Below are 12,986 nucleotides of genomic sequence, written 5' to 3'. Positions count from 1 at the left end.
GGCGATGGGCTGTCATCTCAAGATACTGAAATAATGACATAATCACTGCGCCAAGTAGCGGCGGGCAATTGTACACAATGGCACATTGCTTGCTTCGCCCGGGCAGTAATTCCTCGGCAAGGTGCACTCACCTTGCCATTCAAACGATGGGGCCGAACACGTGACTGAAACCGTCGCCGCGATCCTCGCCGCGCACCGCGCCGGCACCATGACGCCGGCACAAACCGTGGCGCGCAGCTATCAGCGCATCCGCGCGCACAACGATCCCGCCATCTTCATCAGCCTGCGCGACGAGCGCGATGCGATCGCCGAGGCCGAGCGCCTCGCCGACCCGACGCTGCCGCTCTACGGCGTGCCGGTGGCGGTGAAGGACAATATCGACGTGGCGGGTCTGCCGACCACCGCCGCCTGCCCGGCCTTTTCCTTTGCGCCGGCGCAAGACGCGACCGCGGTTGCACGACTGCGCGCGGCGGGCGCCATCATCATCGGCAAGACCAATCTCGACCAGTTCGCCACCGGCCTCGTCGGCGTGCGCTCGCCCTACGGCATCCCGAAAAATCCGGTGCGCGGCGATCTCGTGCCGGGCGGATCGAGCTCGGGCTCAGCGGTCGCCGTCTCCGCCGGGCTCGTCCCGCTCGCGCTCGGCACCGACACCGCGGGCAGCGGCCGCGTGCCGGCGATGCTCAACAACATCGTCGGCCTGAAGCCGAGCCTCGGGCTGATCTCGACCACCGGCGTCGTACCGGCATGCCGCACGCTCGACTGCATCTCGGTGTTCGCGCTGACGGTCGACGACGCGGTGGCGGCGCTCGCCGTGATGGGATGGCCTGACGACACCGATCCGTTCTCGCGCAACCGGCCGCTTGGCAATCTCGCCGCATTTCCATCGAAGCTGAAGCTCGGCGTGCCCAACAGCGGCCAATTGAAATTCTTCGGCGATCGTGAGGCTGAAAAGGCCTATGACGACGCATGCAGGCGGTGGCAGGCGCTTGGCGCCGAGCTCGTCGCATTCGACCTCGAGCCGTTCTACGAGACCGCGCGGCTGCTCTATGAGGGACCATGGGTCGCCGAACGCTATCTCGTGATCCGCGACCTGCTCGCATCGGCGCCCGAGGCCGTGCACCCGGTGACGCGCGAGATCACGATCGGCGGCGCGCGGCCGACCGCAGCCGATACATTTGCCGCGCTCTACCGGCTGGAGGCGCTGCGTCGCATCACCGAACGTACCTTTGCGCAACTCGACGCGATCATGTTGCCGACGGCGCCGACGGTGTATTCCACCGCTGACGTGCTGGCCAATCCGATCGAGCTCAACTCGCGGCTCGGCACCTACACCAATTTCGTCAACCTGCTCGACCTCTGCGGCCTGGCGCTGCCGGCGGCGATGCAGTCCGACGGCGCGCCGTTCGGCATCACGCTGCTGGCGCCCGCCGGCCGCGACGCGACACTCGCGAGCATCGGCCGGGTGTTTCATGCCGACACCGGGCTTATGCTCGGCGCCAGGCCGCTGCCACAACCGCCGCTCACTGCCGTGTCTGCGCAAGCCGGCGCCGGCGAGATCACCATCGCGGTGGTCGGCGCGCATCTCTCGGGCATGGCCTTGAATGGCGAGTTGACCGCGCTCGACGCGCGGCTGCTCGAAGCGACCGCAACCGCGCCCGACTACAAGCTCTACGCGCTCGACACCACGCCGCCCAAGCCCGGCATGCTGCGTGTCGAAGCTGGCGCGGGCGCGTCGATCAAGCTCGAGCTCTGGGCGATGTCGCCGGCCGCGTTCGGCAAATTCGTCGCCGCGATTCCGCCGCCGCTGTCGATCGGCACGGTGAGGTTGGCGGACGGACGGCAAGCCAAGGGTTTTATCGTCGAGCCCGCCGCAATTGCGGGCGCGCGCGATATCTCCACCTATGGCGGCTGGCGCGCGTTCATCGCGGAGAAGGCGAAGGCTTCGTAGGGTGGGCAAAGCGCAGCGTGCCCACCATCACGAGCACAGCGTGGATGGTGGGCACGTCGCTTCGCTCCTTTGCCCACCCTACGCATGACGACGATTATGGTGTGCGAACTTCTACACCGACACCGCGTAGGTCTCGTATTCCCCGCGCACCTGCTCGATATGGGCGCGCATCGCAGCCGCGGCGCCCGTCTTGTCCCCGCGCAGGATGGCGACGACGACGCGGTCGTGCTCGGCGTGGGATTTTGCCAGACGGCCGAGATTGCGGAACTGGGCGCGGCGGAACGGCTGCACGCGCACCCGCGTCGCCAACGTCATTTCGGCGATGTAGGCGTTCTGCGATCCGGCGTAGATCGCGTTGTGGAAGCGCTCGTTGACCTCGTGGAAACGTTCGGGATTGCCGGTGTAGCTCAACACCCGCAGCTCCTCGTGGATCGCCTCCAGCGCATGGCGCTCCGACGGCGCCATCCGCTCGGCGGCAAGGCCGGCGCACATCGCCTCCAATTCGGCCATCGCCTCGAACATGCCGGTGAGCCGGTCGAGCGACGGCCGCGCCACCACTGCGCCGCGATGCGCGCGGGCCTCGACAAGGCCGCTGGCGACGAGCTGCCGCAGCGCCTCCCGCACCGGCGTGCGCGAGACGCTGAAGCGGCGGGCGATGTCGGTTTCGTCGAGTGCCGCGCCCGGCGGCAGCATGCCGCGCACGATCTCATCGGCAAGCTGCAGCCGCAACTCCTCGGCACGGGTGATCTTGTCAGCGAGCTGCGACGGCCGATCGACGCGGCGCACAGCGACCTCAGCATCGGCGCGTGACGGAAAGTCGTCCAGGCTCATGCCGCAAGCACCCTTTCAAACGGCCTTGGGTTCGTCGATCACGCTGACATGGGCCGCGACGATTCTCCACCCCTCGGGGAAGCGAATCCACGTCTGCATCTGCCGCCCGACCTTGCCCGGCGTCGTCTCGCGATAGAACAGCGTCGAGGCGATCGCGGTGTCGCGGCCATAGGTGGTGATCACCGTGCGGTCGATCTTGCGCATCAGCCCGACCGGCGAGCGGCCGGCTCGGAACGCCATGATCTCGGCATAGCCATAGAGGTTCTCGCCGATGCCGTAGCGCAGCGTGCGCTTGTCGTTGCGGAACAACTCGTCGAGCACCGCGACGTCATTGGTCACCAGCGCCTGCTCGTAGCGCGCGAACTGCGCGCTGACCTCGGCGATCACGTCGGGAAGATCGATGTCCATGCCTTACCTCATTTGCGCATGATCTTGTCGGAAAACCGGTTCCCACTTTTCCGGATCATGCGCCGATCCCTCTCGGCGCCGGCGCGGCGACAACGCCCATCTTTTCCAGCGCATGGGCCACGCGCAGCGCGATATCCTCGCGCCACGGCGCGGCGATGATCTGCACGCCGATCGGCATCGGCTCCAGCGGCACCGGCACGGCGACGACGGGCAGGCCGATGAAGGAGATCGGCTGGGTGTGGATGCCGATATTGGCACGCACCGGCAGCTCCACGCCGTCGAGCACGAAATTGACCTGGCCGAGCTTGGGCGCGGTGCAGGGCGTCGCCGGCGCCAGGATGACGTCGACCGAGTTGAACAACTCGAGCACCCTTGCGCGGTACCAGCGACGGAATTTCTGCGCCTTGTCGACATAGGGCGCCGGCACCATCGCGCCGGCGATGAAGCGGTCGCGCACCGCCGGATCGAAATCGTTTGGACGCTTGCGCAGCCGGCCGAGATGCAGCGAGGCGCCCTCGGTGGTGGTGATGATGTAGGCCGCGGCACGGGCACGCGCGGCTTCGGGAAGCTCCACCGTCTGCGTTGCGCCGAGCGCCTTCGCAACACGTGCGACGGCCTCGGTCGCTTCCGGAAACACGTTGTTCTGGAAATAGCCGCCGGCGATTGCAACGCGGAGCCCGCCGATATCGCCGGTCAATGACGGCAGCACCGGCTCGACGGGCCGCGTGGTGCAGGCGGCGTCTCCCGCATCGGGTCCCTGCATCGCATCGTAAGCGAGCGCGAGATCCGTCACGCTGCGTGCGAGCGGACCGAGGTGATCGAGGCTCGCGACGAACGGATAGGTCCGCGCCCGCGACAGCCGACCATAGGTCGGCTTCAGGCCGAAGATGCCGCAGAACGATGCAGGCACGCGGATCGAGCCGTTGGTGTCGGAGCCGAGCGCGATCGGCACCAGCGCGCCGCCGACCGCGCTGCCGGAGCCGCCCGAGGAGCCGCCGGTCATCCGCGTCGGATCGTGCGGATTGCGCGACGGGCCGTCATGCACATTCTCGCCGGTGAAGTCGTAGGCGTATTCGCCCATGTTGAGCGCGCCGACCAGCACGGCGCCGGCCGCCTCCATCCGCTCGATCAGCGTGGCATCGCGCGGCGCGGGCGGCAGGTCGCGATTGATCTTCGAGCCGGCGCGGGTCGAGAGCCCCTGCACGTCGAACAAATTCTTCACCGCAAAGGGAACGCCGGCGAGCGGTCCGACCGCTTGCCCCGCCGCGATCGCCGCGTCGATCGACTTGGCCCTGGCGCGGGCGCGATCGGCGGTGACGTCGGTGAAGGAATTGAGCGTGTTGTCGTGTGCCGCGATGCGCGCGAGCACGGCTTCGGTCGCAGCAACGGCAGTCAGCTTCTGGCTGGAGACGGCTTGCGCGATCACGGCGGCCGACATGGGGGCGGGAGTCTCGGACATCGCGAACTCAGGCCGAATAGATCGCGGCGGACTCGGCTTCGTCCGGCAGCGGGAATTCGTCGACCATCCGTGCCAGCTGCAGCGAGACCTCGAGATTGGCGCGCACCGCGGGACGCCAGGCGTCTTCCAGCGGTAGTGACATCGCACGCGCGACGGCGTTGATGTAGTCGTCGAGTTGGTCGGCCATTTCGCTCCCGTTCAAGTTTCTCAATGCACCGGCAACGGCGGATGCGGGATCGCCGTCAGCAGCTCCTTTGTATAGGCATCCTGCGGATTGCCCAAGACCTGTTCGGACATGCCCTGCTCCACGATGCGCCCCGATCGCATCACGATGACGCGGTTGCAGAGCAGCCGCACCACGTTGAGATCGTGCGACACGAACAGGTAGCTCATGCCCATCGACTGCTTGAGGTCCTGCAGCAGATTGAGCACGACCGCCTGCACCGAGACGTCGAGCGCGGCGGTCGGCTCGTCGAGGATGACGAGCTTCGGATGCAGCGCGATCGCGCGGGCAATGCCGACGCGGGCCTTCTGGCCGCCGGAGAGCTGGTGCGGAAAGCGATCCAGCAGATTGACCGGCAGCCCGACCAGCCGCGCCAGCTCCTCGCAGCGGGCGCGGAGCGCGTCGCGTCCCCTGACGTCGCCGAGTTGCATGATAGGATCCGCGATGGCGCGCACCGCGGTGAAGCGCGGGTTGAGGCTGTCGGTCGGATCCTGGAACACCATCTGGATCTGGCTGCGCTGCGGCAGCCGTGCGAACGAGGCCGGCGCGATGCCGCCGATGTCATCGCCGTCGAACAGGATGCGGCCGGAGGTCTGGTCCAACAACCGCATCACCATCATCGACGTCGTCGACTTGCCGCAGCCGGATTCGCCGACCAGGCCGACGCTCTCGCCGTGGCCGACCGAAAAGCTGATGCCGTCGACGGCGCGGAAGATCTCCTCCTGCACCGGCGGCTTGCGGCCGAACAGTTTTGTCAGCACCGATGTCGCGCCCTGACGGGGGTATTCCTTGATCAGGTTCTCGACTGACAGGAGGGGCTGCTCCCTCGCCCCGCTCTTCGCGGGGAGAGGGTTGGGGTGAGGGGCTGCATCCGCTAGCACGGTAGGTGGAGAGTCCCCCTCACCCGCCACGCTGCGCGTGTCGGCCTCTCCCCGCGTGCGGGGAGAGGCGAGAGTGTCGTCCTCCGGCAGCAAGTCGCGCAGCGACACGCCGAGCCGGGGCGTCGCGCGCATCAGCTTCTTCGTATAGGCGTGCCGGGGTGCGGCGAAGATGTCGGCCGATCTTGCGGTCTCGACCACGCGGCCCTTCTCCATCACCACGACGCGGTCGCAATAGGCGGCGGCGAGGCCGAGGTCGTGGGTGATCAGGATCGTCGACATCGATCGTCGTTTGGTCAACTCGACGATCAGGTCCATCACCGCCTTCTGCGTGGTGACGTCGAGGCCGGTGCTCGGCTCGTCGGCTATCAGGAGCTGCGGATTGCAGGCCAGCGCCAGCGCGATCACGACGCGCTGGCACATGCCGCCGGAGAGCTCGAACGGATAGGCGTGATAGCGCTCGCGCGGGCGCGCGATCTTGACCTGCTCAAGCGCCTCGATCGCCTTCTCGCCGCGGTCGCCGACTTGCGCTTGCTGCACGTGCTGGCGCAGCACGTCCTCGATCTGGTCGCCGACCTTGCGGATCGGATTGAGGGCGGCGCGCGGGTTCTGGAAGATCATCGAGACTTCGCGGCCGCGCAGGTCGCGCATCTGGCTCTCGGTGGCCGACTTGACGTCGATCCCGGAGAACATCACCGAGCCCTCGGCGATCTTCCCGGCGCGATCGAGGATGCGCATCACGGCATATGACGTCACCGACTTGCCGGAGCCGGACTCGCCGACGATGCCGACGGTCTCGCCCTTGCCGACCGCGATGTCGACATGCTGCACCGCCTTGACGATGCCGCGTCGCGTCGTGAACTCGACGGTGAGGTCCTTGACGTCGAGCAGTGGCTGGGAGGTCATGCCCGCCTCCCCTCATCCGAGGCGTCATCCAAAAGTGGGCGAAACAACCCCATGCAAAGTAGCCCAGAGGTATCAAGACACCGCATCGATCACGTCCTCCGCTGCGGGTCGACGATGTCGCGCAGGCCGTCGCCGAGCAGGTTGAAGCAGAACACCGCGATCATCAGCGCAAGGCCGGGGAACAGTGCGATCCACCATTCGCCCGACACCATGAAGCCGGCGCCCTCGGCGACCATGATGCCCCATTCGGCGGTCGGCGGCCGCACCCCGAGGCCGATGAAGGACAGGCCCGCGGCGTTGAGGATGGCGTAGCCCATGGTCAGCGACATCTGCACGATCATGATCGGCATGATGTTCGGCAGGATGTGCACCAGCAGGATGCGGTATTCGCCGTTGCCGGAAAGCCGCGCCGCCTGCACGAAGCCGGCGTTGCGGCGGACATTGGCTTCGGCGCGTGCCACGCGGGCATAAAGCGGGAAGTTCACGATCGCCGTCGCGATGATGATGTTCTGCACGGTGTTTCCGAGCGCCGCGACGATACCCATCGCCAGCACGAACAGCGGAAACGCCATGATGGTGTCGGCGATGCGCCCGACGATGCGGTCGGTCCAGCCGCCGAAATAGCCCGCGGCGATGCCGGCCAGCCCGCCCATCAGGAACACCAGCACGACGGACGCGATCGCGATGAAGGTGTCCAGCCGCGTTGCGACGATGACGCGACTGAAGATATCGCGGCCGAGTTGATCGGTGCCGAACCAGTGCGCCGCCGACGGCGGCTTCAAGGCAGCGGCGGTATCGGAAGCGAGCGGATCATAGGGAACGACGTAGGGACCGAACAGCGCGGCGAACAGGATGAGGATCAGGAGCCCGAAGGCGAAACCGGTCACCTTGTTCTCGCTCAGCACATAACGTGTCTGCTCGAAGATCGCGGCGAGCCCCGACGTTTGCGCGGGACCTGCAGGTTCAATTGTCGGCGCAACGGTGCTCATGGCAGCTCCCTACCCTTCCAGCCGGACGCGTGGATCGATCACGCCGTAGAGAATGTCGATGACGAGATTGAGCAGCACGTACATGACCGCCATGGTCAGCACGAAACCCTGCACCGGCGCGAAGTCGGATGCGATCAGCGCTTCGACCGCGTAGGAGCCGATGCCGGGCCAGGCGAACACTTTTTCGACCAGCACGTTGGCCCCTAACAGGAACGAGAACACCATGCTGAGCGTGGTGATGACCGGCAGCATCGCATTGCGGAAGGCGTAGGTGACGATCACCTTGCCGGGCGACAGGCCGCTGGCGCGCGCGGTGCGGACGAAGTCGGACGCCAGCACCGCCAGCATCGAGGCGCGCGTCATGCGCGCGATCGGCGCCAGCGAGAAGATGGCGAGCGTCACGGCCGGCAGGATCAACTGGCTGAGTGCCGAGCGAAACGCCTCGAAGTCGCGGGCGATCAGCGTGTCGATCAGATAGAAGCCGGTGACGGTCGGCGGCGCGCTGTAGAACACGTCGAGCCGCCCGAGCGGCGCCGGAGACCAGCCGAGCCGGAAATAGAAGACATAAACCAGCACGAGCCCGGTGAAGAACACCGGCAGCGATACGCCGGCCGTGGTGGTGACCCGGCAGAGATGATCGATCCAGGAGCCCGGCCGCGTTGCCGCCAGCACGCCGAGCGGAATCGCGATCACGATCGAGACCAGCAGACCGAGCAGTGTGAGCTCGGCCGACGCCGGCAGACGGTTGCGCAACTCGGCCGCGACCGGCTGGCCCGTGGTCAGCGAGGTGCCGAAATCGCCATGCGCGAGATCATTGGTGTAGCGGACGAACTGCTCGATCAGCGGCTTGTCGAAGCCGAGCTTCTTCCTGATCTGCTCGACGGCTTCCTTGGTCGCCGCGGGCCCCGCAAAATAAGCCGCCGGATCGCCCGGCAGCGCGCGCGTCAACAGGAAGGTGACGATCACGACCCCGATCAACGACGGGATCGCGAACAGCAGCCGCTTGCCGATCATGGTCAGCATGGGGCGCTCCCGATCCCATCAAGCAAAGCCGCAACGGCAGTGGCCGGGCTCCCTCCCCCCTTGCGGGCAGGGCAATTGCATATGGCTTTATCGAGAACTGTCCACGGGCTCGCTTCGCCTCTCCCGCTTGCGGGGGAGGCCGGCGCGCTCGAAGAGCGTGGCGGGTGGGGGCTCTCTCCGCGCCGGGAATCCCAATGCGGAAGCACCCCCACCCCGCCCTCCCCCGCAAGCGGGAGAGGGAGCCTGAACAGCATGCTCACCTTACTCGCGCACGTTGCTGCGCCGTGATGCAGGATCACACCCTCACCCCTTCGCCATCGCGCGGTAGTCGAGGCGGCGGTGGAACCAGTATTGGTAGCCCGAGATGTTCTTCTGCATCGCGACGTTGACGAAGGGCTGGTAGAGCGGGATGCGCGGGATGTCGGCGAAGGCGAGATCGACGAAGCCTTTCACGTCGGCATCATAGGCCGCGGTGTCGCCGTTGGCGGCGGCGATGCGCGCGCCGTCGATGAGCATGTCCATCTCCGGCGACTTGTAGCTCATCGTGTTGAAGATCGAATTATTGCCGTGATAGCACCAGTAGAAGAAGTACTCGGGGTAATCGAGCCAGCCCGAGAACACGTTGGTGAACAGCGGCATCTCCTTCTTGGTGAGCTCGGTGCGCCAGTTGGCGCCGGGCACCTTGTTGATCGTGGTCTTGATGCCGAGCTGCGCGAGGCTCTCCTGCACCAGCACGCAGAGCGGCTCGTTGACGCCTGCAAAATTCAGGTCGAACGAGATCGTGGTCTCGAACCCGTTGGCATAGCCGGCTTCAGCGAGCAGCGCCTTCGCCTTCTCCATGTCGGTGACATATTTGGTCGGCTGCGGCCAGGCGACCTCGGTCGGCTTGTCCTTGGCCGCGCCGAACATCGGATTGGCGAGGCCGAACAGCACCGCATCCATGATCTTCTGGTACGGCATCGCGTAGGCCATCGCCTGCCGCACTTTCGGATTGTCGAACGGCGGCTTGGTGACGTTCATGCCGATATACTGGATGCCGTTGGAGAACGGCAGCGAGACCACGTTGAGCTTGCCGTTCGCCTTCATCTCCTGGAAATCCTTGAACGGCAGCTCATAGGAGATGTCGGCATCGCCGCGCTCCAGCAGCGCGCGGCGGTTGCCGGCCTGCGGCACCATCCGCCAGATCACGCGCTTGATCTTCGGCAGCGGACCGCAGACCCAGTCCTCGTTGCGCTCCATCACCACCTCGGTGCCGGCGGTCCATTTCGTCACCTTGTAGGCGCCGGAGCCGGCGGTCTGCTGTTTGGTAAACTCGAGACCCCAGGGATCCTTCTCGCTGGCGTTCTTCTTGACGAGCTCGGAATTGACGACACAGGGCACGATCACGGCGAGGTCGGGGATCGTCAGTCTGTCTTTCTTCAGGAAGTCGACGCGCACGGTGTAGTCATCGACGATCACGAACTGCTCGGCCTTCGTCAGCGAGCCGGCACTCATCTGGAAGGTCGGGAAGCCACCGACGCTGACGGCGCGATCGAGCGACCACTTCACATCCTTCGCGGTGACCGGCGTGCCGTCGTGGAATTTGGCGTTCTTGCGCAGCTTGAAGGTGACCGACATGTCGCCGATGTTCATGTCCTCGGCGAGTTCACCCTTGAACTTGTCGCGGTCATAATAGGGCACGCCGCCCGGACCGCTCTTCATCTCGTGGCTGATCAGCCGGTCGTAGCAATTCCACGACACCTCGTAGCCGGGCACGTTGGTGCCGACGCCATGGATGTCGAGATTGTTGGGTCCGCCTTCGGAGACGATCAGCAGCGTCTCGGACCGGGCGTCGGCCCTGGCCGGCGAGAAGATCGCGGGCCCGGTCGGCGCCAGCGCCCCCGCCGCCAATCCGGATACCGATTTGAGGAAATCGCGACGCTTCATGGTGATGCTCCAAATGCCCTAAACAAAACCGGCCTCTGGAGCAGGGTTCGCAAGGTTCGTGCCAACCCCTAACGAGATCTTATTTCCAGCTAACGCACTGAAACCACATATTTAAATCTGGAGCGGCATCCGGTTCGCTGGATGTGGAGTTGCATACAAAGCCGGATCATCTGCCTAATACGAAAGCACCGCCAACCTACTGCTCGTTTTTTGGAAGGCGCGGTTACGGACAGAAATCTTCGCCGTTGATGCGCAGGCAACGGGGCGCGGCGACCACCTTCTGCCGGCCGCAGCCGTCGGAGGTGCTGATCTTCTTCAGCGCGCGCAGCGCGGCCATGGTGGGCCGGTACCAGAGATAATGCTCGTCCGACAGCAGCGAGGCGCGGCGCAACCCTTCGATGGTCGGCGCCTCGAACGCACCGTCGCGATCGCCGGCAAGGCAGTCGAGCCGGGCGAGCTGCTCCTGGAGCTGCTGCACCAGTTCGCGGCCCTCATAGCTCGGCCCGGCACTGTCGAGCACGGTGGTCTCGCGCAGCCGCGACGCCGCGGCACGGGCCTGGTCGGCCTCCGGCGCATCGGGAAACAGCGAGGCGACAAGGTCGAACGCCTCCGGCGTGTTGACCTGCCGGGCGCGGGCCAGGACCTGCGCCGCGCCCGATGCAGCCAGGGCTTGCGCCTCGGCTCCCGCAGCGGCCCGCAATTTCGCGGCCGCCGCCCGCGCTGCGTCCGCCTCCCTGCTTGCCGGGAAGCGCTCGATCAGCAGGTCGAACAGCGCGAGATTGCCGGTCTCGTTCGCTGCCGCCAGCAATTGCTCTGACGGCGTCGGCGCAGCCGCCGGCGGCACGAAGTAGAAGTCGCGGTCGAGCGAGGTCGACTCCCAGGGGATCTGCTGCTCGCCGGTGACGAGGCGAACCTGGCGGCGGACGCTCTTGAAGACGTCCTCCAGCTTCTCGCCGGGGGCCATGATGGCCTCCGCAAGCGCCCGCGTGTACGGGCTGTGACCGTCGTCACCGTCGAGCGCGGCCTTCCCCGATCCGGTCGAGGAGGCGATGAACACGCCGTAGACCGCTCCCATCGGCACCAGGCCGCGCGTACCGGGCGGCGTCACCGACGCCGGAAACGGATTGTCGCGGCAGGCATCGATGATCAACACGTTGAGCGTGTTGTGCGCGGCCGACAACCGGTCGGCGACGCGCTTGACGCTGAGCGATTGCGCCGCGATGTCGGATCGCTTCCTGATCTCGGCACTGACGGGCACCAGGTAGTTGATCGAATCGACCTCGAGGCCGTGGCCCGCGTAATACAGTACCGATACGGCATCGGGGCCGCGCGCGGCGACCTTGCGCGCGAAATCCTCGACGTCCTGCACCATCGTCTTGAGGTCGCGATCGGCGACGCTCGTCACGTCGAAGCCGAGCCGCCGCAGCCGCTCCGCGATCAGGTCCGCATCCCGTTCGGGATTGTCGAGCGTGCCGAGCTTTGCGTAGCGGGCGTTGCCGATCACCAGCGCCAGCCGGGGCGCCGATGCCGGCACCGTCTTCCGTGATCCGTCGAGGGCCGACGCGCGCGGCGCCAGCGAAACCGCCGATACCGCGAGCGCCATTGCGAACAGAAACGTCAGGAAGGTCGGCCGCATTCCACAATCGATCCGCCGTTTGCGCCTGCAATCAGGTTACGCGACAAGTGCCGGCATGTCATGTCCGTCACCCGTCATCGATTGACGGGCCATCGACCGTGTGGTTGATTTCCGCAAATTGCACAACGACAAGTTTTCCAGTGTTCCTCCCCTTCATGCGCTATCTGAGAGGCAAGGCGAACCGGCGCCGGCTGTCGCGCCTCGTCGCCGTACTCGCTGCGCTGCTCGTGCCGCCGCTGCCGGCCTCAGCCGGCGTTCTCAGCGGCCGTGAATTCCAGAACCTGCTCGCCGGCGGGCCCGAGGGCACCACCATCCTGTTTCAGGGCGGCACCGACAAGATTTTCTATTCGCCGACGCTGAAGAACCGGCTGCGGCTGAGCCCGGAGCTCGGGCCGAACTTTCTCAAGCAGAAGATCATGCAGAACACCGTCGCCGAAGGTGTTTTCGTCGGCACCATGATCGAAGGCGGCAAGTGGCGGACGATCAGCGGCATTGCCGGCATCGCCGCCGACGTCGACAGCGGGCATGGCGTCCTGACGCTGCTGCAGACTTTCCCGGAGGACACCAGCGTCAAGGCCTTCCAGAAGCGTGACCGGCTCTACGCCGTCGTCATCGTCGAAGATGCGCCGAGCGGCGTCGTGTGCCGCAGGTCACATTGGGAAAAGCTGTTCGCAGCTAAAGGGGAGCCGAAGCTGACGACGGTGCCGTGCGAATTCACGGTGGGCAACACGGTGACACCAACGTCACCGTAAACTG

11 protein-coding genes are annotated in these 12,986 nt (G+C 66.1%); 2 read left to right on the top strand and 9 right to left on the bottom strand.

Annotation, left to right across the window (positions count from 1 at the left end):
* The first annotated feature begins 160 nt into the window (after nt 1-160).
* A complete protein-coding gene (gene atzF / locus JQ633_RS06070) occupies nt 161-1,951 on the top strand; it encodes an allophanate hydrolase (RefSeq protein ID WP_211983461.1) in 1,791 nt (596 codons plus the stop codon).
* A gap of 111 nt (nt 1,952-2,062) precedes the next feature.
* On the opposite strand, the gene JQ633_RS06065 is transcribed toward atzF, so the two are convergent.
* From JQ633_RS06065 to JQ633_RS06025, 9 genes are all read right to left on the bottom strand, one after another.
* A complete protein-coding gene (locus JQ633_RS06065; protein WP_211983460.1) occupies nt 2,063-2,782 on the bottom strand; it encodes a GntR family transcriptional regulator in 720 nt (239 codons plus the stop codon).
* A gap of 15 nt (nt 2,783-2,797) precedes the next feature.
* Nucleotides 2,798-3,190 (bottom strand): oxalurate catabolism protein HpxZ, encoded by a 393-nt coding sequence (hpxZ, locus tag JQ633_RS06060; protein ID WP_211983458.1) that lies wholly within the window; start codon nt 3,188-3,190, stop codon nt 2,798-2,800.
* A gap of 55 nt (nt 3,191-3,245) precedes the next feature.
* On the bottom strand, nt 3,246-4,649 hold the full coding sequence (locus JQ633_RS06055; protein WP_211983449.1) for an AtzE family amidohydrolase: 1,404 nt from the start codon (nt 4,647-4,649) through the stop codon (nt 3,246-3,248).
* Between the two features lie 7 nt (nt 4,650-4,656).
* On the bottom strand, nt 4,657-4,836 hold the full coding sequence (locus JQ633_RS06050; protein WP_211983447.1) for a DUF4089 domain-containing protein: 180 nt from the start codon (nt 4,834-4,836) through the stop codon (nt 4,657-4,659).
* Between the two features lie 20 nt (nt 4,837-4,856).
* Entirely contained in the window at nt 4,857-6,656 is a 1,800-nt protein-coding gene (locus JQ633_RS06045) for a dipeptide ABC transporter ATP-binding protein (RefSeq protein ID WP_211983445.1), read from the bottom strand.
* Nucleotides 6,657-6,745: 89 nt separating this feature from the next.
* The gene (locus JQ633_RS06040) at nt 6,746-7,645 is read right to left on the bottom strand and encodes an ABC transporter permease (protein ID WP_211983443.1); all 900 of its coding nucleotides are present in this window, start codon (nt 7,643-7,645) and stop codon (nt 6,746-6,748) included.
* A 9-nt stretch (nt 7,646-7,654) separates the two neighbouring features.
* Nucleotides 7,655-8,668, bottom strand: coding sequence for an ABC transporter permease (locus JQ633_RS06035; RefSeq protein WP_211983441.1), 1,014 nt, complete (start codon nt 8,666-8,668; stop codon nt 7,655-7,657).
* Between the two features lie 303 nt (nt 8,669-8,971).
* On the bottom strand, nt 8,972-10,594 hold the full coding sequence (locus tag JQ633_RS06030) for an ABC transporter substrate-binding protein (protein WP_211983439.1): 1,623 nt from the start codon (nt 10,592-10,594) through the stop codon (nt 8,972-8,974).
* Nucleotides 10,595-10,817: 223 nt separating this feature from the next.
* Nucleotides 10,818-12,230, bottom strand: coding sequence for a caspase family protein (locus JQ633_RS06025; RefSeq protein ID WP_211983437.1), 1,413 nt, complete (start codon nt 12,228-12,230; stop codon nt 10,818-10,820).
* Nucleotides 12,231-12,385: 155 nt separating this feature from the next.
* Here JQ633_RS06025 and JQ633_RS06020 point away from each other — a divergent pair, with 155 nt between their 5' ends.
* Nucleotides 12,386-12,982, top strand: coding sequence for a hypothetical protein (locus JQ633_RS06020; protein WP_211983435.1), 597 nt, complete (start codon nt 12,386-12,388; stop codon nt 12,980-12,982).
* Nucleotides 12,983-12,986: the final 4 nt, after the last annotated feature.

The organism is Bradyrhizobium tropiciagri (assembly GCF_018130505.1).
Taxonomy (GTDB): Bacteria; Pseudomonadota; Alphaproteobacteria; order Rhizobiales; family Xanthobacteraceae; genus Bradyrhizobium; species Bradyrhizobium tropiciagri_B.
This window is presented reverse-complemented; position numbering and strand designations above follow the sequence as displayed.

Bases quoted from the DNA above. Each gene is read 5' to 3' on its own strand.
- JQ633_RS06050 (WP_211983447.1), bottom strand. From the start codon at position 4,836: ATGGCCGACCAACTCGACGACTACATCAACGCCGTCGCGCGTGCGATG.
- JQ633_RS06045 (WP_211983445.1), bottom strand. From the start codon at position 6,656: ATGACCTCCCAGCCACTGCTCGACGTCAAGGACCTCACCGTCGAGTTC.
- hpxZ (WP_211983458.1), bottom strand. From the start codon at position 3,190: ATGGACATCGATCTTCCCGACGTGATCGCCGAGGTCAGCGCGCAGTTC.
- JQ633_RS06040 (WP_211983443.1), bottom strand. From the start codon at position 7,645: ATGAGCACCGTTGCGCCGACAATTGAACCTGCAGGTCCCGCGCAAACG.
- JQ633_RS06065 (WP_211983460.1), bottom strand. From the start codon at position 2,782: ATGAGCCTGGACGACTTTCCGTCACGCGCCGATGCTGAGGTCGCTGTG.
- JQ633_RS06035 (WP_211983441.1), bottom strand. From the start codon at position 8,668: ATGCTGACCATGATCGGCAAGCGGCTGCTGTTCGCGATCCCGTCGTTG.
- JQ633_RS06025 (WP_211983437.1), bottom strand. From the start codon at position 12,230: ATGCGGCCGACCTTCCTGACGTTTCTGTTCGCAATGGCGCTCGCGGTA.
- JQ633_RS06020 (WP_211983435.1), top strand. From the start codon at position 12,386: ATGCGCTATCTGAGAGGCAAGGCGAACCGGCGCCGGCTGTCGCGCCTC.
- JQ633_RS06055 (WP_211983449.1), bottom strand. From the start codon at position 4,649: ATGTCCGAGACTCCCGCCCCCATGTCGGCCGCCGTGATCGCGCAAGCC.
- JQ633_RS06030 (WP_211983439.1), bottom strand. From the start codon at position 10,594: ATGAAGCGTCGCGATTTCCTCAAATCGGTATCCGGATTGGCGGCGGGG.